The 24,564-nt window shown below is 59.4% G+C and carries 19 protein-coding genes and 2 riboswitches; of the genes, 5 read left to right on the forward strand and 14 right to left on the reverse strand.

Features of this window, described 5'->3' with window-relative positions:
• The first annotated feature begins 82 nt into the window (after nucleotides 1–82).
• Nucleotides 83–1,156 (forward strand): MBL fold metallo-hydrolase, encoded by a 1,074-nt coding sequence (locus tag QZ862_RS08320; protein ID WP_296098930.1) that lies wholly within the window; start codon nucleotides 83–85, stop codon nucleotides 1,154–1,156.
• A 39-nt stretch (nucleotides 1,157–1,195) separates the two neighbouring features.
• On the opposite strand, the gene QZ862_RS08325 is transcribed toward QZ862_RS08320, so the two are convergent.
• The 7 genes from QZ862_RS08325 to QZ862_RS08355 form a co-directional block, all read right to left on the reverse strand.
• A complete protein-coding gene (locus tag QZ862_RS08325) occupies nucleotides 1,196–2,617 on the reverse strand; it encodes a M48 family metalloprotease (RefSeq protein ID WP_296073726.1) in 1,422 nt (473 codons plus the stop codon).
• Nucleotides 2,618–2,970: 353 nt separating this feature from the next.
• Complete coding sequence (locus QZ862_RS08330; RefSeq protein WP_296073699.1) at nucleotides 2,971–3,687, reverse strand: ATP-binding cassette domain-containing protein; 717 nt, start codon at nucleotides 3,685–3,687, stop codon at nucleotides 2,971–2,973.
• On the reverse strand, nucleotides 3,684–5,303 hold the full coding sequence (gene thiP / locus QZ862_RS08335; RefSeq protein ID WP_296098932.1) for a thiamine/thiamine pyrophosphate ABC transporter permease ThiP: 1,620 nt from the start codon (nucleotides 5,301–5,303) through the stop codon (nucleotides 3,684–3,686). The genes QZ862_RS08330 and thiP overlap by 4 nt, the downstream gene beginning before the upstream one ends.
• A 19-nt stretch (nucleotides 5,304–5,322) precedes the next feature.
• Nucleotides 5,323–6,336: a thiamine ABC transporter substrate binding subunit gene (thiB, locus tag QZ862_RS08340; protein ID WP_296098935.1), complete on the reverse strand. Its 1,014-nt coding sequence runs from the start codon at nucleotides 6,334–6,336 to the stop codon at nucleotides 5,323–5,325.
• A gap of 38 nt (nucleotides 6,337–6,374) precedes the next feature.
• A riboswitch (TPP riboswitch) is annotated at nucleotides 6,375–6,483 on the reverse strand.
• Between the two features lie 44 nt (nucleotides 6,484–6,527).
• On the reverse strand, nucleotides 6,528–6,920 hold the full coding sequence (locus tag QZ862_RS08345) for a VOC family protein (RefSeq protein WP_296098937.1): 393 nt from the start codon (nucleotides 6,918–6,920) through the stop codon (nucleotides 6,528–6,530).
• 61 nt (nucleotides 6,921–6,981) lie between these two features.
• Nucleotides 6,982–8,808, reverse strand: coding sequence for an ABC-F family ATP-binding cassette domain-containing protein (locus tag QZ862_RS08350; protein WP_296073708.1), 1,827 nt, complete (start codon nucleotides 8,806–8,808; stop codon nucleotides 6,982–6,984).
• 4 nt (nucleotides 8,809–8,812) lie between these two features.
• Nucleotides 8,813–9,463 (reverse strand): thiamine diphosphokinase, encoded by a 651-nt coding sequence (locus QZ862_RS08355; RefSeq protein ID WP_296073710.1) that lies wholly within the window; start codon nucleotides 9,461–9,463, stop codon nucleotides 8,813–8,815.
• Nucleotides 9,464–9,553: 90 nt separating this feature from the next.
• Nucleotides 9,554–9,630: riboswitch (SAM riboswitch) on the forward strand.
• A 62-nt stretch (nucleotides 9,631–9,692) separates the two neighbouring features.
• On the opposite strand from QZ862_RS08355, the gene metA reads away from it, so the two are divergent.
• Together metA and QZ862_RS08365 are read left to right on the forward strand one after the other, a co-directional pair.
• On the forward strand, nucleotides 9,693–10,619 hold the full coding sequence (gene metA, locus QZ862_RS08360) for a homoserine O-succinyltransferase (RefSeq protein WP_296013966.1): 927 nt from the start codon (nucleotides 9,693–9,695) through the stop codon (nucleotides 10,617–10,619).
• Nucleotides 10,620–10,718: 99 nt separating this feature from the next.
• The gene (locus QZ862_RS08365; protein ID WP_296013965.1) at nucleotides 10,719–11,744 is read left to right on the forward strand and encodes an aldose epimerase family protein; all 1,026 of its coding nucleotides are present in this window, start codon (nucleotides 10,719–10,721) and stop codon (nucleotides 11,742–11,744) included.
• Nucleotides 11,745–11,747: 3 nt separating this feature from the next.
• On the opposite strand, the gene mtgA is transcribed toward QZ862_RS08365, so the two are convergent.
• The gene (gene mtgA, locus QZ862_RS08370; RefSeq protein WP_363315912.1) at nucleotides 11,748–12,398 is read right to left on the reverse strand and encodes a monofunctional biosynthetic peptidoglycan transglycosylase; all 651 of its coding nucleotides are present in this window, start codon (nucleotides 12,396–12,398) and stop codon (nucleotides 11,748–11,750) included.
• 252 nt (nucleotides 12,399–12,650) lie between these two features.
• Between mtgA and QZ862_RS08375 the strand changes: the two genes are divergently transcribed.
• A complete protein-coding gene (locus tag QZ862_RS08375; RefSeq protein ID WP_296098941.1) occupies nucleotides 12,651–13,550 on the forward strand; it encodes a polyprenyl synthetase family protein in 900 nt (299 codons plus the stop codon).
• 199 nt (nucleotides 13,551–13,749) lie between these two features.
• Here the strand turns inward: QZ862_RS08375 and QZ862_RS08380 are convergent, their stop codons facing one another.
• The 6 genes from QZ862_RS08380 to QZ862_RS08405 all read right to left on the reverse strand — a co-directional run bounded on the left by QZ862_RS08380 (nucleotide 13,750) and on the right by QZ862_RS08405 (nucleotide 22,369).
• Nucleotides 13,750–14,412 (reverse strand): OmpA family protein, encoded by a 663-nt coding sequence (locus QZ862_RS08380; protein ID WP_296073717.1) that lies wholly within the window; start codon nucleotides 14,410–14,412, stop codon nucleotides 13,750–13,752.
• 67 nt (nucleotides 14,413–14,479) lie between these two features.
• Nucleotides 14,480–15,730, reverse strand: coding sequence for a flavodoxin-dependent (E)-4-hydroxy-3-methylbut-2-enyl-diphosphate synthase (ispG, locus tag QZ862_RS08385; RefSeq protein ID WP_296034813.1), 1,251 nt, complete (start codon nucleotides 15,728–15,730; stop codon nucleotides 14,480–14,482).
• A 196-nt stretch (nucleotides 15,731–15,926) separates the two neighbouring features.
• Entirely contained in the window at nucleotides 15,927–17,114 is a 1,188-nt protein-coding gene (locus QZ862_RS08390) for an MFS transporter (RefSeq protein WP_296013958.1), read from the reverse strand.
• Nucleotides 17,111–17,935 (reverse strand): DeoR/GlpR family DNA-binding transcription regulator, encoded by an 825-nt coding sequence (locus QZ862_RS08395; RefSeq protein ID WP_296098944.1) that lies wholly within the window; start codon nucleotides 17,933–17,935, stop codon nucleotides 17,111–17,113. The genes QZ862_RS08390 and QZ862_RS08395 overlap by 4 nt, the downstream gene beginning before the upstream one ends.
• Nucleotides 17,936–18,049: 114 nt before the next feature.
• Nucleotides 18,050–21,511 carry a pyruvate carboxylase gene (pyc, locus tag QZ862_RS08400; protein WP_296098947.1) on the reverse strand — a complete coding sequence of 1,154 codons (3,462 nt, stop codon included), beginning with the start codon at nucleotides 21,509–21,511 and terminating at the stop codon, nucleotides 18,050–18,052.
• Nucleotides 21,512–21,631: 120 nt separating this feature from the next.
• The gene (locus QZ862_RS08405) at nucleotides 21,632–22,369 is read right to left on the reverse strand and encodes a LuxR family transcriptional regulator (protein WP_296098950.1); all 738 of its coding nucleotides are present in this window, start codon (nucleotides 22,367–22,369) and stop codon (nucleotides 21,632–21,634) included.
• 331 nt (nucleotides 22,370–22,700) lie between these two features.
• On the opposite strand from QZ862_RS08405, the gene QZ862_RS08410 reads away from it, so the two are divergent.
• Nucleotides 22,701–24,485 carry a glucan ABC transporter ATP-binding protein/ permease gene (locus QZ862_RS08410; protein WP_296019303.1) on the forward strand — a complete coding sequence of 595 codons (1,785 nt, stop codon included), beginning with the start codon at nucleotides 22,701–22,703 and terminating at the stop codon, nucleotides 24,483–24,485.
• Nucleotides 24,486–24,564 lie beyond the last annotated feature (79 nt).

A 24,564-nucleotide genomic window follows, 5' to 3' on the forward strand; every position in this document is an offset into this window, starting at 1 on the left:
CCCTCAATTTGACGACTTCGGGGAGCGTCTTCTACGGGTCAGGCGCTTGTCGTTTATCCATCCGCTTCCTATAGCTTATATCATGAACCGTCGAAACTTCTTTCGCCTCTCCGCCATTGGCGGCATCCTGCTTGCCAGCGGCGGCATTTTTGCCAGCCGCTCCTATGCCAGCGCTTACTACAAAGGCCCCGTTTCGGACCATTTCGACGGTGTTCGCTTCTTCAATCCCAATGGCGAACAGCCGAACGGCTTTGGCGACCTGATGAAATGGCGCTTCAACGGCCAAAAGGCGCAGTGGCCGGAGAGCTACCCAAGCCCCTATCCGACAGCCAAGCCTCAGGCCCGCGTCGAGGGCAAGGATCTGCGCGTCACATTCGTTGGCCACGCCTCCTTCCTCATCCAGACGGCGGGCTTGAATATTCTGATCGATCCGGTCTGGTCGCAGCGCACCAGTCCCTTCAGCTTTGTCGGACCCAAGCGCGTCAATCCGCCCGGTATTCGGTTCGAGGATCTGCCGCCGATCGATCTCGTTCTGGTCACGCATAACCACTACGACCACCTTGATCTTGAAACGCTTCACCGGCTGCATGTCGAGCACAAGCCGCATTTCGTCACGCCGCTTGGCAATGATGCGATCATCCGTACCCAGGTCGAGGCGGCGAAGATTTCGGTCGGAGACTGGGGCGACGCACTTGCCGTCAGCCCCGATGTCAAAATCCATTTCGAACCCTGCCACCACTGGTCGGCGCGCGGCGTCAATGATCGTCGCATGGCGCTATGGGCTGCCTTTGTTATCGAAACGCCAGGCGGCAAGATCTACCATATCGGCGATACCGGGTTTCACAGCGGATTGAACTATCACGCCGTCGCCAAGAAGCATGGCAGCTTCCGCCTCGCCAACCTGCCCTTCGGCGCCTATGAGCCGCGCTGGTTCATGAAGGGCCAGCACCAGAATCCCGCGGAAGCGGTCGAGGGCATGAAGATTTGCAATGCGGCCTATGCCTGCGGCCATCATTGGGGAACCGTGCAACTGACCGATGAGGCGATCGATGCGCCCATCATAGCGCTGGAAGCAGCACTAAAGGATCAGGGTGTCGCACGCGAAAAATTCCGCCCGATGCGTCCAGGCGAAGTGTTCGACGTTCCGACAGTCTGAGCGAGACTATGCATGTGAGGGCGCGGTCACGCGCTCCGCTTACTCCGAAATGATCTTGACGCGCTGTCCCGGCTCGACGGCAGCCGTGGTGCTGAGTGCGTTCAGCACGCGGAAAAGCTCCAGCTTGCGATCCGTCCCCATCATCCGCGCGGCAAGCGAGGCGACTGTTTCACCCGGCTTGACGGTGACGACGCGCACACGAAGCGGCTTCAGCGAAGAAATTTCGGCAGGCGTCATCTTGCGGAAGCTGGAGCGCAGGAGATTTGCAACCGTTTCCAATTGCGTGCTGCCCTTCGGCACGGCAGTGAGGAAACGGAAAATCTGGTTACCGACACGGATGACGGTGACGTCGAAATCCCACTTGTCGGCGCTGGCGCGGGCGGTGGCCGCTGGCAAGCCGTTGACCTGTATTTCCCGAACCGTATCCGGCAAAAGACCGGCCACCCAGCCGCTCGTCAGATAGTTGGGCAGACTCGTCTGCTTGGGATCGGCCACGCCATCGAAACGGATCGCCATATCGCCGGGGCCGGTAGCCAGAACCGCTTCCACCTTGTTGTCGATCTGGAAGCCTTCCGGCACGTCGAAGCGGATGCCGAGATTGCCATGCAGAAAGGTGTTGCCTCGGACATAGCCCTCTTGCGGGCTATCGCCATAGAGCAGACCATCGATGCCCGTGAGGAACCAGTCGCGACCCTTGTCACCCACCTGGCCTTCCTGGCCAAAGGCGCGGGCATGGCGCTTGGCAAGCTCGATACGCTGCGGCGTATTCGGATGGCTCGACAGGAAGTCGAGGCTCTGGTCGCTATCGGGATCGGCCGAGGTAAAGCGCGCATAAGCCGCCATGGAATCGAGGAAGCGCGGCGAGGCGTAAGGGTCGTAACCCGCCTCACCCAGCATCCGCACGCCGATCACGTCGGCCTGCAATTCCTGCTGGCGCGAGAAGGCAGCCAGACGAAGCTTGCCGCGCGCAAGCGCCTGCTTGCCGGCGAGATCGCTGGAAAGAACCTCCGCCACCACGCGGCTTGCAATGACTTCCGCCTCTTCACGACGCTGACGCTCGATGCCATGATTGGCCGTGACGTGGCCCATTTCGTGCGACAGCACGGCTGCCACTTCAGACGCGTCATTGGCAAGCGCCAGCAGGCCGCGGGTCACATAGAGATAGCCGCCCGGCAGCGCGAAAGCGTTAATGGCTGGCGAATTTAAAATGGTGATGCGGTAGGACTGCTGTGGATTTTCCGACACCGCCGTCAGCGCACCGGTGATACGGGCGACCAGACGCTCGGTCTTCTCGTCGTGATATTCACCGCCATAGCTTGCGACGATGCGCGGATGCTCGCGCGCTCCCATCTGCGCACGCGGATCGTTCTTCTGCACCTCTTCCACGGTCTGTGGATTGTCTGAGGGTTTGAGTGTGGATTGGTAAGCCGGGCTGAACAGTGACTGGCATGAGGACAGCATCAATGCCGCGGCACCGAGGGCTACGATGCCCCGCCGCGAAATCGACCGCTTTTCCCTTTCGTGACCGTAGCGGCCCTTTGAGGCCTTCACACGCGTCATCATCCTGCCAGTCCGCTCCAAACGTTCCTGATCATCCGTTATATGCAGACCAGAATATCAGCTTACACCCCGCAGGCACCGAAATGCCTGAACATCCAAAACGATCCATATTTCGGAAAGACCCTGAAAAAAGACGTTCTCTATACATGTCTCAAATAGTTGAGCCTGATTGGCAAGTGCAAAAAATGAGCAGCTTCACTGCGTGTGTGGAGGATTGACACCCCCCCGCGTCCAAATTGTGGCGCAGCCATGCGCTACTGGTGGAGGAAATCCATCACCTGTGGGTGATCGGTTGCTGAGAAGAACGCCTGAGTCGTTCCCTGAAACACGATCTCGCCGTTGGACAGAAGGACCACTGTATCGGCCAGCCGGCGAATGTCGTCGGGATGATGGGTGACGAGGAGAACGGTGTTGTTGCTCTCCGCATGAAGCGCTTTCAACAGGCTTGCCATGCCTGCGCGTAAACCCGGGTCGAGCGCTGCGAAGGGTTCGTCCAGCAGCATGACGGAACGTTCGCGTACCAGCGCACGCGCAAGGGCTGCCCGCTGGCGTTCTCCCCCAGACATGCTCGACGGAAAGCGCTTCTCGAAACCGGCGAGCCCGACGCGTTCCAGCGCGGTCGTAATCCGAGCCTTATCTTCGCTGGACAGACGCAAAGAAGGATGGATGCCAAGCCCGATATTGGTGGCGATATCGAGATGGGCGAAGAGGTTGTTATCCTGAAAGATCAGCGACACTGGGCGTTCGGCCGGATCGTACTCGCTCATATCCTTAACCCCGATCAGCACACGGCCAGTTGCCGGCCTCTCGAAACCTGCGACGAGGTTGAGAAGGGTGGATTTACCCGAACCCGATGAGCCGACGACCGCCGTGACCCTGCCCGCCTGGAAGGACGTATCGAAGAGGAAATCCTGTTCCCCAAGCCTGAGCGACACCTGTTCGAGCCGCACATCCGCCTGACCGATATTCATGCTTTCGCTCTCTCGGATTGGCGCAAGACACCGCCCGCTGCTAGGATGAGGCAGATGATGCCAAGGATGAAGGCATAGCCCGCCGCGTCATTGCTGCGGTAGCTTCCCATATTGCTGTAGACCAGCCACGGCAAGGTGACGAAGCTTTCCGAACCGAAGAGCGCGACGGCGCCAAGATCACCAAGCGACAGCGCCATGGCAAAGGAAAAGGCCATGGCAAAGGCACGCCACAGAACCGGTAGATCGATCAGGCGAAAGCGCGAAAAGCCGGTGAGACCAAGACTGGCAACCAACCTGCCGGTTCTGGCCTGATGGGTGGCGAAGGCGGGTTCAAGAACGCGCATGGCGAAGGGCAAGGCCATCAGCATGTTGATGAGTGCCACAAGCAATGGCGCGAAGACGGAAACATCGCCGAAGGGGCGCAGCAGCAAAAACCATCCACTGCCCAGCACCACGGGCGGCACCAGAAGCACCATCGACGCGCCGCCACCCAAAATCGCCGAGAGAAGCTTCGCAAGCCGCCCAGGCTTGCTGCTATCCGAAATCACTTGCCGGGCGCGGATAAGCGCGACCGAGATCAGCACGGCCAGCGACGCGGAAACGAGCGCGATGGACAGGCTGGTGATCGCCGCACGACGGAACACCTCGGCACTCAAGAGGCGCCACAGGTCGGCAGTCAGGCCGGAGGCAGCGACTGCCACGAGCGGCGTCCCCACCAGAAGCACCGCAAGGACGAGGATTATACCGTCCCACAGCCGCCGTAACGGACGCGAAGCATCGAAACGACGAACCGCCTGGCCTTGCGTTTGCCCCTCCGCATCTGCCCCCGGCAGAAGCGAAAGCAGAGCCAGCAACAGGCCGGTCATGGCGATCTGCATCAGTGACAGCGCAATGGCGCGTGGCGGATCGAAATCGAAGCGCAATGCCTGATAGATCGCGACTTCGATGGTCGTCGCAGCCGGACCGCCGCCAAGTAGCAGTACCAGCGTGAAGCTTGTGGCGCAGAGCATGAAGATCAGCCCCGCCACCCCCGGCACCAACCGACGCACCACCGGCCATTCGATGAAGCGGAAGGCGGAGATAGCGTTCATGCCGAGAACGCTGCTCATGCGCCAATATTCACCCGGTATTCTTTCCAGCCCCGCCAAAAAGAAGCGCACGGCCAGAGGCAGATTGAAGAAGACATGGGCAATGAGAATGCCGGAAAGACCATAGATGCTGAAGGGCTGCTCCACCCCTGCGTAAAGAAGGGCCGTATTGAGCAGTCCCTGCCTACCCCAGATGGCTATCAGCCCCAAGGCACCGACGATCACCGGCAGCCCCATCGGCACCGCCATCAACCTTATGATCCAGATGCGGCCCGGAAAATCTCTCTGCCTCGCGAGTGCCAAGGCAACAGGCAGTCCGAGAGCCACCGAAAGCACGGTCGAGAGCGTTGCCTGCCAAAGGGTGAACCGGAGGATGCGCAGCGTATAGGGTTCGAAGAGGGCGCTCGACGCCGCATTGCTGTCAAAGGAAAGAAGCGCCGCGACCGCTAGCGCGATGAAGAGCAGCACGGCGGTGAATGCCGCCATGCCTCCCATCAAGAACCTGCGTCTGTCGCTGCGCGCAATCACCTGCGGCGTCGCCTAGCGCTTACTTCACGCTCATCGCGGTCAGCCACTCATCGATCCAGGCCTTGCGGTTCTTCGCCACCTCTTCCGGCGACATCAGGAACGTCTTGGTCGGCTGCACCAGCTTGCTGAACGCATCCGGCAGCGGCTGCGACGTGGCAGTGACCGGCATCATCCAGTTGTTTTCCGGAATGGCATCCTGAAAGCCGGGCGTAAGCATGAAGGCCAAGAATTTCTTGCCAAGCTCCTTTTCGGGCGCATTTTTCAACAGGCCAGCGACCTCGATCTGGATGTAATGGCCTTCCTCGAAGCTTGCGGCCTGATAGCGCTCGCTGTGCTCGGCCACCATATGGTAGGCGGGAGAGGTGGTATAGGAGAGCACCATCGGCACTTCGCCCTTGGTGAAGAGACCGTAGGATTCCGACCAGCCGGGCGTGACCGTCAGAACGCGGTTCTTGAGCTTCGTCCAAGCCTCCGGCGCCTTGTCGCCATAGACCGACTTGACCCACAGCAGCAGGCCGAGACCCGGCGTCGAGGTCCGAGGGTCCTGAATGGCGATCTTCTGCGACGGGTCGCCCTCCACCAGCTCTTTCAGGCTTTTGGGCGGGTTCTTCAGCGTCTGGGTGTCATAGATGACGGCGAAGTGGCCGTAGTCATATGGGACGAAGACGTCATCCTTGAAGCCGCCTGGGACTTTTGCCCCGGAAGCATCGACACCCGACGCTTCGAAAAGCCCGGTGTCCTTGGCTTCGGCGACAAGATTGGTATCGAGACCGACCACCACATCCGCCTTGGAGCCCGCACCTTCCAGCTTCAACCGGTTGAGGAGCGCCACGCCATCGGCCACGCCGACGAAGTTGACGGTGCAATCGCAGGTCTTCTCGAACGCTGCCTTCACCTTTGGGCCTGGACCCCACTCGGAAACGAAGCTCTCATAAGTATAGACGGTGAGGACTTTTTTATCCTGCGCAGAGGCGATGCCCGGCAGGAGGAAGGATGCGGCAACGAGGCCGGACAGCAAAAAACAACGGTTCATCAGACACCTTCTCGAATGGGTTACGGGAATAGGCGTCTGGATGGAAGCCGTCTAATCCCTCCGCCGGTGTTAACCGGATCAGGTTCTTCGGGTTGGCATTCGCCTCTCAGCCTTGTCCCGAAAGACAAAGCACCCCGTTAGAGCGAGAAAAGATGTAATGTGACAATCGGTTATTGGCAAGACGCGAGAAGCTATGCCTGCTCCGTCATATGCACGAGTTCCCAGACGTGGCCGTCTGGATCCTGGAAGCTGCCTGCATACATGAAGCCTTGATTCTGTACCGGCTTCCACTCCTGCCCGCCGGAAGAGAGTGCCGTTTTCAACATGCTGTCGATTTCCTCACGGCTGGAGGCGGATAGGCAGGTCAGAACTTCCGTGCTGCTCTTTGCATCGGCAATCTCGCCATTGATGAAATCGCGAAACCGCTCCTCCTGAAGCAGCATGACGAAGATGTTCTTCTCGACGATCATGCACAGCGTGCGCTCATCCGAATATTCCGGATTGAAACTGAAGCCGAGCGCGGTGAAGAAGGCTTTCGATGTCTCGATATTCTTGACCGGCATATTGACGAAGATCATGCGCATGGGCGGGCTCCTCCCTGTTGGAACAAAGCAGAGCCCATATTCACGCGCCTGTCAAAGAGGCCTAGCCTTCCATCTCTTCGCGCAGCATCTCAAGCTCCAGCCATTCTTCCTCCATGACCTCCAGCTTTTGGCGAAGCTTTGCCATTTCCTCCGCCAGCTTGTTGAAAGCGCCGGGGTCCTTGGCGAAAAGCTGCGGATCGGCCATTCGCTCTTCGCGCTTGGCGATTTCTTGCTGCAGCTTTTCCATTTCCTTCGGCAGATTTTCCAGCGCAAATTTCTGCTTGAAGGACAGCTTGCCCTTGCCCTTTGCAGGTTCAGTAGCGGGAGCGGCATTGGCCGAGACTTTCGCCTTCTCCTGCTTGTCCGAGCGCTTCTTGTCTTCTGCCGCACCCTTACGCTGCGCCATCATGTCGGAATAGCCGCCTGCATATTCGATCCAGCGGCCATCCGGCGCATCCGGATTGGCGGGCGCAATGGTCGAGGTCACGGTGCGATCAAGGAAATCACGGTCGTGGCTGACGAGAATGACGGTGCCCGAGAAGCTTGCGACGATTTCCTGAAGCAGGTCCAGCGTCTCGATATCGAGATCGTTCGTCGGCTCATCGAGGATGAGAAGGTTGGTCGGTCTTGCCAGGATACGCGCTAGAATAAGACGGGCGCGCTCGCCACCGGACAGATTGCGGATCGGCGTGCGGGCCTGTTCCGGCTGGAAGAGGAAGTCCTTCATATAGCCGGTCACATGCTTCTGCTCGCCGTTGACCAGCAGGCTTTCACCACGACCGTCGGTCAGGTAATGTGCCAGCGTGTCGTTCGGATTGAGGTCTTCGCGCTTCTGGTCGAGTGTCGCGATTTCCAGATTGGTGCCGAGCTTCACCGTGCCGCTATCGGGCGCGAGCGTACCTGTCAGCATCTTGAGCAGCGTGGTCTTGCCTGCACCATTCGGCCCGACGAGACCGATGCAATCGCCGCGATGCACCCGCAGCGAAAAGGGTGCGACGATGGTACGATCGCCATAGGCCTTGGTGATGGCCTCCGCCTCGATCACCAGCTTGCCGGATTCGCGCGCTTCCACGGCTGTGGCCTGTACCGAGCCCTGCGGCCCCTTGTGGCCGCGATAGGCGGCGCGCATGTCGCGCAACTCTCCGACGCGGCGCATGTTGCGCTTGCGCCGTGCCGTCACGCCATAGCGCATCCAGTGCTCTTCGCGCTCGATGGCCTTGCCGAGCTTGTGCTGCTCAAGCTCTTCCTCTTCCAGCACCTTGTCGCGCCATTCCTCGAAATGGCCGAAGCCACGGCTGAGCCTGCGGGACTGGCCGCGATCGAGCCAGACGGTGGCGGTCGACACCTTCTCAAGGAAGCGACGGTCGTGCGAAATCAGCACAAGCGCGCTTCGCGTCTGCTGCAATTCGCTTTCCAGCCATTCGATGGTCGGAAGATCCAGATGGTTGGTCGGCTCGTCCAGCATCAGAATATCCGGCTCGGGCGCCATCACTCGGGCAAGTGCGGCACGGCGCGCTTCCCCACCGGAAAGGCTCGAAGGATTTTCTTGGCCGGTCAGCCCTAGATGTTCGAGAATATAGCTGACGCGATACGGATCGTCGCCCGGCCCCAGACCCGACTCGGCATAGGCCTGCACCGTCTCGTAAGCGCCGAAATCCGGCGCCTGCTCCAGATAGCGGATCGTCGCGGACGGATGACGGAACACCTCGCCGGACTGCGCTTCCACCAGACCGGCGGCAATCTTCATCAGCGTCGATTTGCCCGAACCGTTACGGCCGACAAGGCAGATGCGGTCGCCCGGCTCCACCTGCAGATTGGCGCCGTCGAGCAGCGGGGTCACGCCGAAGGTCAGCTTGATGTCGTCGAGTTTCAGAATGGGGGGTGCCAAGGCATCAGGCTCCGGTCAGATCGTAAGGACGGGCAAGGACGATAGCCTTGCCGCTTTTAAGGCGAAGGCGAATGTCGCCCTCAGCCACGTTGGACATAGTGCGCGATGAGCCGAAGGCAAGCGCAAAATCACTGAGGGGATAGCGGGCGCTCTCGATATCGAGACCGGAAAGTGCGGTAAATCCCGCCACCGAGAACAGCGATCCGCGTGGCAGATCGAGGGCAAGTTCACCTTCAATCAGCGGAAACGCTTCTTCATTGCCGGAGGTCAGCATAACCTCGAAACCCCGCTCGGCCAGCGCCACGGCGTAAAGCAGATGAAACTGCGCATGGTCGGAGCGTTCCCCCGCCAGCGCGCCGACGAGCGTCAGCCGCTTCGCGCCGCGCGCCAAAGCCTCAGAAACGGCAATCTCGCCATCCGTTTCGCCTTTGGCAGCTGGAAAAGGCTGTTGCGGCACATCCGGCCATTCCTGCACTAGAAACGCATCGGCGGAATCGAAATCGCCCACCCACAGTTCCGGTTGAAGCCCGAGCGGCGTGGCATGTTTCATGCCGCTATCGGCGGCAATCACCCGCGATCCGGCAACCGCACGGCGCAGGCGCTCCGTCACGACGATATCGCCGCCCAGCAGAATGGTGAAATGATCCGATGTCATGCCCTGCCTTATCGCGAAACATCACCTCAAGGAAAGGCGCAAACGCCGCAAAAGGCGGCGATATTGATTTTTCAGCCAGACAGGATTATGACAGCCAGCAGTGGTGATTTGCCGACCGGCTTGCAGCCACTTTAAAGAAGTCGCTAAAGGGTCGAGGAAAAAGGCAATTTCCGAGGACCGGTCGCGATTTCGCTGCCGGTTTTTTTGTGTTTGGACGTGAGAGTTCGCGATGCCCATCAAGATTCCCGATACGCTTCCCGCCTTCGAAACCCTCGTCAATGAGGGTGTACGGGTGATGACCGAGACCATGGCGATCCGTCAGGATATCCGCCCGCTCCAGATCGGGCTCTTGAACCTCATGCCGAACAAGATCAAGACCGAAATCCAGATGGCTCGCCTTGTCGGTGCCTCGCCGCTGCAGGTGGAGCTCTCATTGGTGCGGATTGGCGGACACCGTGCCAAGAACACGCCGGAAGAACACCTCCTCTCCTTCTACGAGACGTGGGAAGAGGTCCGTCACCGCAAGTTCGATGGCTTCATCATCACCGGCGCGCCCGTCGAGACGCTGGCCTATGAGGACGTGACCTACTGGGATGAGATGAAGAAAATCTTCGACTGGACAGAAACCAATGTCCATTCGACGCTCAATGTCTGCTGGGGGGCAATGGCGGCGATCTATCATTTCCATGGCGTGCCGAAGCATGAATTGAAGCAGAAGGCCTTCGGCGTCTATCGCCACCGCAATCTCTGCCCTGCTTCCATCTATCTCAACGGCTTCTCCGACGATTTCCAGGTGCCGGTGTCGCGCTGGACGGAGGTGCGTCGCGCCGACATCGAGAAGCATCCCGATCTCGAAATCCTGATGGAATCCGAGGAAATGGGCGTGTGTCTCGTGCATGAGAAGCGCGGCAAGCGGCTCTACATGTTTAACCATGTGGAATATGACTCCACCTCGCTCGGGGACGAGTATTTCCGCGACGTCAATTCCGGCGTTCCGATCAAGCTGCCGCATGATTATTTCCCGCACAACGACCCATCGCTGACGCCGCTCAACCGCTGGCGCAGCCATGCGCACCTTTTCTTCGGCAACTGGATCAACGAGATCTATCAGACGACCCCTTACGCATTGGAGGAGATCGGCGAGGCCTCGGCCTGACACGATCGCTTCTGCGAAAAACGCATTTTCCGACGTTGCGTCAGCCGCCAAAATGGCGCAACGTCCGGCACAAATTGCAAGTGATAGGGAGAATGTCGGATGAGTGACGCAAGCGTTCGGGAGAATTTTGGCCTGACAGCGACCGGCGAAAAGGTCGAACGGGTGACGATCAGCGCTGGCGGCCTGACGGCCAAGGTTATCACCTGGGGTGCGGTCATTCAGGATCTGCGGCTTGAGGGACATCAGCCGCCGCTGGTTCTTGGCTTCGACGGGTTTGACGACTATCCGAAATACTCATCCTATTTCGGCGCGACACCGGGCCGAAACGCCAATCGTATCGGTGGCGGCAAGTTTTCCATCGACGGCAAAGACTACCAGCTGGAGCTGAACGAGAAGGGCGTGTCGCATTTGCATGGCGGAAGCGACGGCACGGGCAAGCGCAACTGGATGATCATGGAGCACGGACCAAGCCATGTCGTGCTGCAGATCATCGATCCCAACGGTCGCGCTGGTTACCCAGGCAATTGCACGATGACGGCAACCTACACGATCCGCGAGGGCGGCGTGCTGTCGGTTGTCTATGAGACGACGACCGACCTGCCGACTATCGCCAATGTCTGCCAGCATTCCTATTTCAATCTCGACGGCGCCGAGACCGCCCTCGGCCATCATATCGAAATTGCCGCCGATCATTATCTGCCAACCGATGAGCGCCAGATTCCAACCGGCGAAATCCGCTCCGTCTCCGGAACGGTCTTCGATCTGCGTGAGCCGACATTGATGAGCCGGAAGGACGACCATGGCGAACAGGTGCTCTACGACCACAATTTCTGCCTTTCGGCAGAGCGTGTGGCCAAGCGCATGGTCGCGCATGTCCACGCGCCAGCCTCCGGCATTTCGCTCGATGTTCACACAACCGAACCCGGCGTTCAGTTCTATTCTGGTTTCAAGCTGAACACTGCCGTTCCGGGACATGACGGACGCCATTACGGCCCCTTCGCGGGCTTCTGCCTGGAAACGCAGATCTGGCCGGATGCCATCAATCACGAAGGCTTCCCGAAAGCGATCCTGCGTCCCGGCGAAACGCTTCGCCAGGAAACGGATTACATCTTCACCAAAGACTAAAGCCTATCGGTCCAGCACGCAGCCGACATAAGCGCCGGAGCCTCTTGCCCGGCGCTCGATAAGCCCCGCGAGACGCTGCATCCCGCGACCGGGCTTGCTAGCATTGCGATCGATCGGGTTCGGCAAGGACACGGCAAGTAATGCTGCCTGCCGGGAGCTGAGTTTCGACGCTGGCACCTTGAAATGGTACTGCGCCGCGGCCTCGATGCCGTAGATACCGGGGCCCCATTCGGCGATGTTGAGATAGATTTCCATCATCCGCTGTTTCGACCAGATGAAGTCGGATACGAGCGCAAGCGGCAGTTCCAGTCCCTTGCGGATGAAGGACCGACCGTTCCAGAGAAATAGGTTCTTGGCCGTCTGCATCGGAATGGTGCTGGCGCCTCGTGTCGCCTCGCCTTCCAGTGCGTCATTGACGACTCCCTGCATCTGATTCCAGTCCACCCCGCCATGGAAACAGAACTGGCCGTCTTCCGACATCATCACCGACTGGATGAGCCGAGGCGAGATATCCTCCAGAGGCACCCATTGCCGGTCGTAGCCTTGGAAAGTCACCAGATCGGCAAGCATTAGCGTCGAGATGGGTCGGATGAAGGGAATGGCATAAACGGGGATCAGCAGATAGGGCAGGACTAACAGCGCCAGCAGAAACATGCCGACACGTTTGGCGAGGCTCTTGATATCCAATTTGGGCCTGCTCTCCTCGTCGGGAAGCGCCTCATACTCCCTTTCGCTTTCCGGCGTACTGCTCACATCCCGTCCCCACTCGTTCAGATCAAGCCTTTCATATTCCGCTCGCACCATCAAGGCTACTCACCAGGGCGAAGTTCCACACCCGTTCAACAAAACATTTGCCAGCCCTTTTACCCCATGCCAAACAGCCGCGAGATGTAAGGAAGCGGTGCCATGACATTCGAGACACGGCTGCGCGATAACGCGGCAAGCACGGAAAAACTGCTGGCAGAGATCCTGACGGACAAGGTCGGTTATGACGAGATCGCACGGCCGGCCAACCTGCTGGATGCCATGCGCCATGGCGTGCTGAACGGCGGCAAGCGCCTTCGGCCTTTCCTCGTCATCGAGACAGCGCGGCTGCTCGACGGCAATGAGGCTGCAGCGCTGCGTGTGGGCGCCGCGCTTGAATGTCTCCATTGCTACTCGCTGGTGCATGACGATCTACCCGCCATGGACGATGACGATCTGCGTCGCGGCCAGCCGACGGTCCACAAGAAGTTCGATGAGGCCACAGCCATTCTGGCGGGCGACAGCCTCCTGACGCTCGCTTTCGATATTATCGCGAGCCCGCAAACGCCGCTGACCGGCGATCAGAAGACGGCACTGGTGTTGGCGCTTTCGCGCGCTGCCGGCATTGGCGGCATGGCAGGCGGTCAGGCGCTCGATCTGGCGGCAGAAAAGCAGGCGCCGGATGAAGCGGGCATCGTGACCTTGCAGGCGATGAAAACAGGCGCGTTGCTGCGCTTTGCCTGCGAGGCAGGTGCAATCATTGCCGGAAACGACGCATCTCACCGCAAGACGCTGCGCAGCTTCGGCGAAAAGATCGGCCTCGCCTTCCAGCTTGCCGACGATCTTCTCGACCTCACCTCGGATGCCGCTACCATGGGCAAGGCAACCGGCAAGGATGCCGCTCGCGGCAAGGGCACGCTTGTGGCGTTACGCGGGGAAGACTGGGCGCGTGAAAAACTTCAGGAACAGGTGTGCGACGCGGCAACCCTGTTGGCCCCCTACGGAGAGAAGGCCGATATTCTGGTGCAAGCGGCCCGCTTCATAGCCGAGCGCAAAAGCTGAGAGCTAGAGCGCCATGCGTCTCACTGGACGCACCAAGGCGCTCTATCCTGTTTAATCTACGCATCATGCTTTTCCGAAAATCGATTCCGATTTTCGGGCCGATGTTGAAGCGCCTACCACGCCTGCACACCGTCTACACACACCAAAAAGGGCCGCCAAAGCAGCCCTCTTCGAAAACGATCATTGAGGTAAAAGGCTATTAGCCGTTTTGCGTCAACGGCGAGATCAGCACTTCCACGCGACGGTTCTGGGCGCGGCCGTCGGGCGTTGCGTTGGATGCCACTGGCTGCGACGGGCCGAAGCCCATGGTGGACATGCGGCGCTGATCGACGCCCTGGCTTCCCAAATAATTGGCAACCGAGGCGGCACGACGCTGCGAGAGCAACTGGTTGTGGTTCAGGCTGCCGGTGGAGTCGGTAAAGCCGTTGACGTCGATATAGGTCTTGTTGAACTTGTTCAGAACGATCGCCACAGAGTTCAGCGTCGGGTAGAATGGCGGAATCACCTGGTCTTGATCGGTTGCGAAGGTGATGTTGGACGGCATGTTGAGAACGATGCTGTCGCCACGGCGCGTCACCGATACGCCTGTACCCTGCAGCTGCTGGCGCAGTTCCGCTTCCTGATTGTCCATATAGCCGCCGATCGCGCCACCGGCGAGCGCGCCGATACCAGCACCGATCAGGGCGTTGCGGCCCTTGTTGCCGCCGCCGATGGCTAGGCCGCCAACCGCACCGGCCAGCGCGCCAAGCCCGGCACCGCCCGCCATGTTGGAGACCTTCTGCTCACCCGTATAGGGGTCGGTCGTGGTGCAGGCGGACAGGTAGGTTGCGGCAAGCGCAAGAACAGCAAACTTCTTGATCATTGAAATCATTGCTCCGTGAGTTTTTGGAGGTAAGACACAGCAATTCTGGCATTTTCACGGTCGCTACTCACTCTGCCGCGTCCTTTTGGCCAAAACGTTTTTCGATATAGTCGATGACCAGCGCCTCGAAGTCCTGGGCGATATTCGGTCCGCGCAGTGTCAGCGCCTTTTCGCCATCGATGAAGACAGGTGCCGAAGGGCTCTCACCCGTGCCGGGTAACGAAATGCCGATATCGGCATGCTTGCTTTCGCCCGGGCCATTGACGATGCAGCCCATGACGGCGACGTTCAGCGCCTCGACGCCTGGATATTTCTCACGCCAGACGGGCATGTTCTTGCGAATGTCGTTCTGGATATTCTGTGCCAGTTCCTGGAAGACGGTAGACGTCGTGCGCCCGCATCCCGGACAGGCCGCGACCACGGGGATGAACTGACGAAAGCCCATGACCTGCAAAAGTTCCTGCGCCACCTGCACCTCGCGGGTGCGGTCGCCATTCGGCTCCGGCGTCAGAGATACACGGATCGTGTCACCAATACCCTGTTGCAACACATAGCCCATGGCAGCAGACGAGGCGACAATGCCCTTCGAACCCATGCCGGCTTCGGTGAGGCCGAGATGCAGCGCGTGGTCGGAGCGCTCCGAGAGCATGGAATAGACCGCGATCAGGTCCTGAACCTGGCTGACCTTGGCAGACAGAATGATGCGGTTGCGTGGCAGGCCGATCTCTTCGGCGAGCTCGGCGGAAATCAGCGCCGATTGCACGATGGCTTCACGTGTGACCTGACGGGCGGACAGCGGAAAGCCGGCGTCCTTGTTCTTGTCCATCAGACTGGTCAGCAGTTCCTGGTCGAGCGACCCCCAGTTGACGCCGATGCGCACCGGCTTGTCATAGCGGATCGCCATCTCGATGATGTCACCGAACTGCTTGTCCTTCTTGTCCTTGAAGCCGACATTACCGGGATTGATGCGGTACTTTGCCAGAGCCTCGGCACAGGCCGGATGATCGGCCAAGAGCTTGTGGCCGATATAATGAAAGTCGCCGACGAGCGGCACATCGATGCCAAGCCGCAGCAAACGGTCGCGGATTTTCGGAACGGCCGCAGCACTCTCGTCGCGGTCGACCGTGATGCGGACGATTTCGGAACCGGCGCGATGCAGTGCCGCGACCTGTTGGACCGTTGCATCGATATCGGCGGTATCCGTATTGGTCATGGACTGCACCACGACGGGTGCGCCACCGCCGACGATAACGCCGCCCACATCGACGGCAACGGAGGCGCGGCGTGGCTTCGGATCGTAATCGGAGTGTGCGTTCATGACGGTCTCTACAACTGCGGTGAGTGTGGTCTTTCAGGTGGATCAAGGCGAGCGCCTTGTCAACATCGAAGCAGTCAACTGGTAGTTTACTGCAATCGTGGCGAAATTCGAGCCTGTCTGCCAGCTTACCAAAACGAAAGGGCTTCCATGGGCAATGGAAGCGCTTTGATGAAGTGGAGCAGGCAAAGTCTAGTCTTCAGTGTCCACTTGCGCCATCCGCATGGCGTGCGAGCCTGGAGAGCAGCAGCACGACGACATGCAGAAGCGGAATGAACAGGAAGACGGTTGCAAGACCGGTATGTTCGGCAATGAAGCCGATGGCCGATGGTGCAACGAGAATACCGGAATAACCCATGGTGGTGACCACAGACAGACCGATCCCCGGCGCCAGTCCCGGCATGTTGCCCGCGGCGGAGAAGGCAATCGGCACCATGTTGGAAATGCCGATACCCGCAATGGCAAAGCCGATAATGGCGATGAACGCGTTGCCAGCTGTACCCGCGATCAGAAGCCCGACGATCGACATGATCGAGCAGACCTGCAATGTGCGCACTGCTCCCAGACGCTCGCGCACCAGATCGCCGGCAAAGCGCATGACGGCCATGGTGAGGGAGAAGGCGGCGAAGGCAAAGCCCGAAACGGCAACCGACGCACCAAGCTCGTTGCGCAGGTAGAGCGCGCCCCAATCAAGCACCGCACCCTCGGGCACCATGGAAAACAGCGCCATGAGGCCGATGATCCAGGGAAGCGGTGTAAGCGGCAGGCGGCCTTTCGGGCGCTCTTCTTCCGGATGCGGACGATCCACCATGACGCGCGGCCAAGCGATCGCCAGCAGCGCTGCAGAAATGATGGTCAGGGCAATAGCGTGGCCGTAAATACCGATCTTGGTGATCAGCAAACCGCCAAGACCCGCGCCGATCAATCCGCCAAGGCTCCAAAAGGCGTGGCAGGAGGACATGATGGCGCGCCGCATGCCACGCTCCACAGCAACGGCATTTGCATTCATCGCCACATCCATGGCACCCGTCAGCCCGCCGAAGAGGAACACGGTGATCACGCCCGCCCAGACGGTGTTGGAGAGTGTGATGAGAAGCAGCGTCGGCACAAAGATCGCCGCACAGAACAGCGTGACCGTGCGCGAGCCGACACGGGCGATCTGTGAACCGGCCACCGGCATACAGGAAAGCGAGCCAAGACCGAAGACGAGAATGACCAGACCAAGTTCGCTCTCGCTCAGGGAAAGACGCTTGGCGAACTCGGGGATCATCGGCGCCCACGACCCCATCATGAAACCATTCATGAGGAACAGTAGGGAAACGCCGAAGCGTGTGCGCGTCATATAGGGGGTGCGGGCCGTGGAGACGGACATCGGGGAGCCGGTCATGCGGGCTGGTCCTTCAGTGAATGCGGATGGGATGAGGCACGGGTATTGCGCCCGGCAAGATGAATATCGAGCTTGTGTCTGCGCAGATCGCGGACAAAGGCTTCGTCGGCGTCATCTTCCAGAACAAGGGTGAGATCGGGGTTGAGCGGCGCCACATGGAAGGCAGCGCCAGCGCCCAGCTTCTCGCTGGTAATCGCAGCCATAGTTCTGCGGCTCGCCTTGCAGGCCAGTCGCTTGAACGTGGCGTCCTGATAGATATCGGCTGAAAGGCCGTCGGCAGCGGTCATGCCGCAGACGCCGAGGATACAGAGATCCGGCCGCATATCATCCAGCTGCGCAATAGCCGTCATATCGATGGCGGCACCGACGGCAGGATCGATCCTGCCACCGACGACGATCAGTTCCAGGTCGGCACGGCCTGAGAGTTCTGCCGCGATAACCGGCGTATTGGTGATGACGGTGAGCCCAACGCCCTCCGGCAGGTGTCGGGCGATGGCAAGATTGGTGGAACCCGCATCAAGGAAGATCGTCGCTCCTTGCGCGATGCACGCGGCAGCCGCTTGGCCGAGAGCATCCTTGCGGTCCTGCATATCCGTCATGCGATGGCTGAGTGGCACGGTCTTGCCACTGGAAATCAGTGCGCCGCCATAGACCCGTTCGCACAGGCCGCGCGCTGCCATATCGCGAAGATCGCGCCGGATCGTGTCGTCCGACACATCGAATGTCTGCGCCAGGTCCTGCGCTAGAACGCGCCCCTTGCTTTGCAGCTCGGCGAAGATGAGCGTCTGGCGCTCGCTGACAAAGTGATCGATCTTGGACATTCGGCATCAACATGTAGAATCGTGTATAAACATGCATACATGCGGGATGCCTCACCTACAAGCAGAAATGCCCGCACAATGGCGGGCATTCTTGTCACTCTTGATGTCGGTTCGTTACTGTGCGTAGACGACCAGCAAATCCTTGGCGTCGATCTGATCGCTTGGCCGAACAAGCACTTCGGCGATCTTGCCGTCCCGCTCGGCGTGAAGCGCGGTTTCCATCTTCATGGCCTCGATGGAAACCAGAACGTCACCGGCCTTTACCTCTTGACCGGCATTGGCGAAGACGCGGGAAATGACACCCGGCATCGGCGCGCCGACATGCGCGGCATTACCTGGTTCTGCCTTCCGGCGGGCAGCGGCGCCCGTTGCGCCATGGGCGCGGTTCGGCACCTTGATGCGACGCGGCTGGCCGTTGATTTCGAAGAACACCGTGACCATGCCCTTGTCATCGACGCCCGACGACGCCTGGTTGACGATGACGAGCGTCTTGCCGCGTTCGATATCGGCAAACAGTTCCTCGCCATCTTCCATGCCGTAGAAGTAAGCATGTGTCGGCAGCACAGACACCGGACCGTAGGTCTCCGAAGCCAGCGCGAAATCGGTGAACACCTTCGGATACATCAGGTAAGAGGCGAACTCGAAATCATCGACCGGACGCTCAAGCTTGGTTTCGATTGCCTTGCGCTCGGCCTCCAGATCGGCATCTTCCAGCAGCGAGCCTGGACGGACCGTGTAAGGCTTATCGCCCTTCAACGCCTTTTTCTGCAACGCTTCTGGCCAGCCACCCGGCGATTGGCCGAGATCGCCCTTCAGCATGGAGACGACCGAATCGGGGAAGGAGACTTCCTTCTCCGGGTTTTCGACATCGGCCACCGTCAGATCCTGGCTCACCATCATCAGCGCCATGTCGCCGACGACCTTGGAGGATGGCGTGACCTTGACGATATCGCCGAACATCCTGTTGGCATCGGCATAGGCCTGCGCCACTTCGTGCCAACGGCTTTCGAGACCGAGCGAGCGCGCCTGCTCCTTGAGGTTGGTGAACTGGCCGCCGGGCATTTCGTGCAGATAGACTTCCGATGCCGGTCCCTTGAGATCGCTTTCGAAGGCGACATACTGGTTGCGCACGGCTTCCCAATAGAAGGAAATGCGGCGGATCCACTCGGCGTCGAGACCGGTATCGCGCTCCGAACCGGCCAGCGCCTCGACGATGGAGCCGAGGCAAGGCTGCGACGTGGTGCCGGAGAAGGCGTCCATCGCCGCATCCACGGCATCCACACCTGCATCGACGGCGGCAAGAACTGTTGCGGCAGCAATGCCGGAGGTGTCATGCGTGTGGAAATGGATCGGCAGGCTGGTGGCTTCACGCAGCGCCTTGAACAGCACCTTGGCGGCGGCAGGCTTGAGAAGGCCAGCCATGTCCTTGACGGCAATGATATGGGCGCCGGCCTTTTCCAGCTCGACTGCGAGGTTGGTATAATATTTGAGGTCGTATTTCGGGCGCGCCGAATTCAGAAGATCACCCGTATAGCAGATCGTCGCTTCGCAGAGTTTGTTCTCTTCGGCGATCGCATCCATCGACACGCGCATGTTTTCGACCCAGTTCAGGCAGTCGAAGACCCGGAACAGGTCCACGCCACCCTTGGCCGCCTGACGGACAAAGTATTTGACGACATTATCTGGATAGTTCTTGTAGCCGACGCCGTTGGCGCCACGCAAAAGCATCTGCAAGAGCAGGTTCGGCGCGCCTTCGCGGATCAGCGCCAGACGCTCCCACGGGTCTTCGGTGAGAAAGCGCATGGAGACGTCGAAGGTCGCGCCACCCCAACATTCCAGCGAGAGAAGCTGCGGCAGGGCCTTGGCATACACACTTGCAACGCGAGAAATGTCATGAGTGCGCACGCGCGTTGCCAGAAGCGACTGATGGCCGTCGCGCATGGTGGTGTCGGTGACGAGAACACGCTTTTCGTTGCGCATCCACTCGGCAAAGCCCTTTGGCCCAAGTGTGTCCAAAAGCTGCTTGGTGCCATCCGGCGTTGGCGCGTCGATGTAGGGCACGACAGGCTTGACGGCCTTGTCGGAGGGCGTTGCGCGGCCCTTGGTCTCCGGGTGACCGTTGACTGTGACATCGGCCAGATAGGTGAGAAGCTTGGTGGCTCGGTCCTGACGCTTCACCTGGGCAAAAAGCTCTGGCGTCGAGTCGATGAAGCGCGTCGTGTAGGTGTTGTTGCGGAAGCTCTCGTGACCGATGATAGCCTCAAGGAAGGTGAGGTTTGTCGCCACGCCACGAATACGGAATTCGCGCAGCGCACGATCCATACGGCTGATCGCTTCATCCGGCTGCGGCGCCCAGGCGGTCACCTTGACAAGAAGCGGATCGTAATAGCGGGTGATCACGGCGCCGGTATAGGAGGTGCCACCATCCAGACGAATGCCGAAGCCCGAAGCAGAACGATAGGCCGTGATACGTCCGTAGTCCGGAATGAAATTGTGCTCGGGATCTTCGGTGGTGATACGGCACTGCAGCGCGTGGCCGTTAAGACGGATATCCTTCTGCTCGGGAACGCCCGATTCCGGCGTGCCGATGGCAGCCCCTTCAAGAATGTGGATCTGCGCCTTGACGATATCGATGCCGGTGACGACTTCGGTCACCGTGTGTTCTACTTGGATGCGCGGATTGACCTCGATGAAGTAAAATTTGCCGGTATCGGCATCCATCAGATATTCGACCGTGCCTGCGCCGATATAATTCGTCGCCGATGCGATCTTCAGCGAGTAACTGGCAAGTTCCTGACGCTGCGCTTCTGTCAGGTAGGGCGCAGGCGCGCGCTCGACCACCTTCTGGTTACGGCGTTGGATGGAGCAGTCGCGCTCGAAGAGGTGAACGACATTGCCATGTGTATCGCCAAGGATCTGGCTTTCCACATGGCGGGCACGCTCCACCAGCTTTTCGAGATAGACTTCGTCCTTGCCAAAGGCCGCCTTGGCTTCGCGCTTGGCCTCGGTCACTTCGCGGGCAAGGTCCTCCTTCTTGCGGATGGCGCGCATGCCGCGACCGCCACCGCCCCAGGAGGCTTTGAGCATTACTGGATATCCGATTTCCTCGGCCATGCGCTCAACCTGGGCGAGATCATCCGGAAGGGGTTCAGTTGCCGGAACCACCGGAACGCCAACCGAGATCGCCAGATTGCGTGCGGCTACCTTGTTACCGAGCTGGCGCATGGTTGAAGGCCGTGGGCCGATGAAGGTAATACCCGCCGCATCGCAAGCATCGACGAATTCGGGGCTTTCCGACAGAAGGCCGTAGCCTGGATGAATGGCATCGGCACCGGACAGCTTGGCGACGCGGATGACTTCTTCGATCGACAGGTAGCTCTCGATCGGTCCCATATCCTTGGCAAGGTGCGGACCGCGACCGACCTGATAGCTTTCATCCGCCTTGAAGCGATGAAGCGACAGCTTGTCCTCTTCCGCCCAGATGGCGACCGTTTTTATACCGAGCTCGTTGGCGGCACGAAATACGCGGATTGCGATCTCCGAACGATTGGCAACGAGAATTTTCGATATCTTCAAAACGGCCTCCCAAGAACCTAGAGCAAGTCAACATGCTGCAGCGCGAAACTAAGCAGTAAAATCAGATGTTGGAAAGGCCGATTTTCAACTTCACGGTTCTGGTGCGCTCGTCTGGATGCGTCAGGCAATCAGACCACAGCGAAACGCAAGCGCGATAACATGCTGACGGTTGCGCGCGTCGAGCTTGCGCTGAATACCATTGATGTACCAATCCACCGTGTGGCTCGAAATGGAAAGGGCGTGGCCGATCTCCGGGGAGGTGTTGCCGAGCGCCAGCAGGTTCAGCACATCCCGTTCCCGGCGCGTCAGTTGCGCCACCGAAAGATTGGGGCGAGCCAGCAGCTCTTGCATGTGACCGGCAAACCCGGCAAGACGCCAAAATGTGGCGCGCATGGCCGCATCAAGGGTGCAAAGCTCCGCCGCGCTAAACTCGCATCCCCGACCACTGATGAAAACGCCACCGAGCAACCCGTTGCGACCATGGATCGGAAATGCGTATCCCTCGCCCAATCCAGAGCGCGCTGCATCCTGAAAAAGTTTCGACGCCCGTTTGCGATGTGTCGCCTGCGACAGAAATGCGACCCCATCACGCCATCTGAATGGGACTTGCATCAGGTAGAACGCTCTCTCGACCGGATCCACTTCCACATATTTCTTGGCGCGGTAGAGGTCAGCCCAGCCATCCGGCAGGTGCTCTGAAAGAGTGATGTCGGTGACACTTGCATGGCTGACGACGCGGCGGAAGACACGGTAATGATCGAACCCGTAGTGGCTGATGAGGCTTTGAAAAACGGAAAGAAACTCGCTCCTTCCCATGGGCTCGGCATGGGTGTAGAGAAAATCAAATACCTTCTGCATTTCAAGACGTATCCTGGCACTCGAATAGATCGTGACCGTAGCGAGAGGGGCCCTCCTGCCCTCATGGATCAGGCGTTGTCACGACAAAATTGCAATCAGTCGACAGCACTACAAAACTTATCCGCGAATTATGATGATTTGACAATCTTTCGCGGCAAATTTCCGACCTGCGATTCTATTGGCCTCGCGCCGAGAATCCCCGTTAAGCGCCCATTCATGTAGAAAGTGCAATAAAACAACTGCTTGCCTAACCCGCAATCGCCCTTGTCGCTCAAGGCTTCAGGGTTTCGCCCCAACCGGGCACGACTGAAATGAAGACGGGATTTGGAAATTGACACTGTTTCAAGTTTACACGCGCGCACTGCGCTACCTTGCAACCAACAAGTGGCGGGTCACGATCGTCGTTGTTGCAAACGTTATTCTTGCGGCAATCACCATTGCGGAGCCGGTTCTTTTCGGCCGCATCATCGATGCGTTGTCCACGGGTTCCGTTCCGACCAATATCCTCATTCTCTGGGGCGCTTTCGGCCTGTTCAACACGGTCGCTTACGTCGCTGTGGCGCGTGAGGCAGACCGGCTTGCCCATGGACGCCGCGCATCGCTTTTGACCGAAGCTTTCGGTCGTATCATTTCCATGCCGCTGTCCTGGCATCACCAGCGTGGTACCTCCAACGCGCTGCATACGCTGCTGCGCGCCAGCGAGACGCTGTTCGGCCTGTGGCTCGAATTCATGCGCACGCATCTGGCAACCTTCGTTGCCGTTGCGTTGCTGATTCCGACTGCATTCTCGATGGATATCCGCCTCAGCTTCGTGCTGGTGGGCCTCGGCATCTTCTACTGGTTCATCGGCAAGTGGGTAATGAACCGCACGAAGGAAGGCCAGGCCTCCGTCGAGGAGCACTACCACACCGTTTTTGCCCATGTGAGCGACTCGATCAGCAACGTCTCGGTGCTGCACAGCTACAACCGTATCGAAGCGGAAACCAAGGCTCTGAAGTCTTTCACCGAACGGTTGCTGAGTGCCCAGTACCCGGTTCTCGACTGGTGGGCGTTTGCCAGCGCGCTGAACCGCACGGCCTCGACGCTGTCGATGATGATCATCCTGATCATCGGTACGATCCTGGTGAAGAACGGCGAGCTTCGCGTGGGTGACGTCATTGCCTTTATCGGCTTTGCCAACCTTCTCATCGGTCGCCTTGACCAGATGCGCGCCTTCGTTAGCCAGATTTTCGAAGCCCGCGCCAAGCTCGAGGACTTCTTCAAGCTCGAAGATTCCGTTCAGGAGCGTGAAGAACCGAGTTCGGCCGGCGAACTTGGTCACGTCAAAGGCACGGTTGAATTCCGCAATGTCAACTTCGGCTTTGCCAACACCAAGCAGGGCGTCCACGACGTTTCCTTCGTTGCCAATGCTGGCGAAACGGTTGCCATCGTCGGCCCGACGGGCGCAGGCAAGACGACGCTCATCAACCTGTTGCAGCGTGTCTACGACCCCAACTCGGGCCAGATTCTCGTCGATGGCACCGATATCTCGACGGTCACCCGCCAGTCGCTCAGAAGCTCGATCGCAACCGTGTTCCAGGATGCCGGCCTTCTGAACCGCTCGATCCGCGATAACATCCGCCTTGGCCGCGAAACGGCCACCGACGATGAGATCGTCCAGGCCGCAACTGCGGCGGCCGCGACCGACTTCATCGACAGCAGGCTGAACGGCTACATGACCCAGGTCGGTGAGCGCGGCAACCGTTTGTCCGGTGGTGAGCGCCAGCGTATCGCCATCGCCCGTGCGGTTCTGAAAAATGCGCCGATCCTCGTGCTCGACGAAGCGACCAGTGCGCTCGACGTGGAAACCGAAGCACGCGTCAAGGACGCGGTCGATGCGCTGCGCAAGGACCGTACCACCTTCATCATCGCCCACCGCCTATCGACGGTCCGCGACGCCGATCTGGTGCTGTTCATGGAGAATGGCCGGATTATCGAAAAGGGCACCTTCGATGAGCTCAGCATGCGCGGCGGTCGCTTCACATCGCTGCTCAGAGCGAGCGGCCTCGTCAACGACGATGAGAAGACCGGCACGCCGTCGCTCAATATGCCACAGCGGCAGTTGAACCACGCATAAGATAAAAAGACCTCGTGATCTAAGACTGACCTCCGCCGCTTCGCGCTGCGGGGGTTTTTCTTTTCTCAGGCCTCGTCTC

Source organism: uncultured Agrobacterium sp., assembly GCA_913777615.1.
Taxonomy (GTDB): domain Bacteria; phylum Pseudomonadota; class Alphaproteobacteria; order Rhizobiales; family Rhizobiaceae; genus Agrobacterium.

Bases quoted from the DNA above. Each gene is read 5' to 3' on its own strand.
- QZ862_RS08365 (WP_296013965.1), top strand. From the start codon at position 10,719: ATGAGTGACGCAAGCGTTCGGGAGAATTTTGGCCTGACAGCGACCGGC.
- QZ862_RS08355 (WP_296073710.1), bottom strand. From the start codon at position 9,463: ATGACATCGGATCATTTCACCATTCTGCTGGGCGGCGATATCGTCGTG.
- mtgA (WP_363315912.1), bottom strand. From the start codon at position 12,398: ATGTTTCTGCTGGCGCTGTTAGTCCTGCCCTATCTGCTGATCCCCGTT.
- QZ862_RS08345 (WP_296098937.1), bottom strand. From the start codon at position 6,920: ATGCGCATGATCTTCGTCAATATGCCGGTCAAGAATATCGAGACATCG.
- QZ862_RS08405 (WP_296098950.1), bottom strand. From the start codon at position 22,369: ATGCAGAAGGTATTTGATTTTCTCTACACCCATGCCGAGCCCATGGGA.
- QZ862_RS08325 (WP_296073726.1), bottom strand. From the start codon at position 2,617: ATGCTGTCCTCATGCCAGTCACTGTTCAGCCCGGCTTACCAATCCACA.
- QZ862_RS08380 (WP_296073717.1), bottom strand. From the start codon at position 14,412: ATGATCAAGAAGTTTGCTGTTCTTGCGCTTGCCGCAACCTACCTGTCC.
- QZ862_RS08375 (WP_296098941.1), top strand. From the start codon at position 12,651: ATGACATTCGAGACACGGCTGCGCGATAACGCGGCAAGCACGGAAAAA.
- metA (WP_296013966.1), top strand. From the start codon at position 9,693: ATGCCCATCAAGATTCCCGATACGCTTCCCGCCTTCGAAACCCTCGTC.
- QZ862_RS08330 (WP_296073699.1), bottom strand. From the start codon at position 3,687: ATGAATATCGGTCAGGCGGATGTGCGGCTCGAACAGGTGTCGCTCAGG.
- ispG (WP_296034813.1), bottom strand. From the start codon at position 15,730: ATGAACGCACACTCCGATTACGATCCGAAGCCACGCCGCGCCTCCGTT.
- thiB (WP_296098935.1), bottom strand. From the start codon at position 6,336: ATGAACCGTTGTTTTTTGCTGTCCGGCCTCGTTGCCGCATCCTTCCTC.
- QZ862_RS08320 (WP_296098930.1), top strand. From the start codon at position 83: ATGAACCGTCGAAACTTCTTTCGCCTCTCCGCCATTGGCGGCATCCTG.
- QZ862_RS08395 (WP_296098944.1), bottom strand. From the start codon at position 17,935: ATGTCCAAGATCGATCACTTTGTCAGCGAGCGCCAGACGCTCATCTTC.
- QZ862_RS08390 (WP_296013958.1), bottom strand. From the start codon at position 17,114: ATGACCGGCTCCCCGATGTCCGTCTCCACGGCCCGCACCCCCTATATG.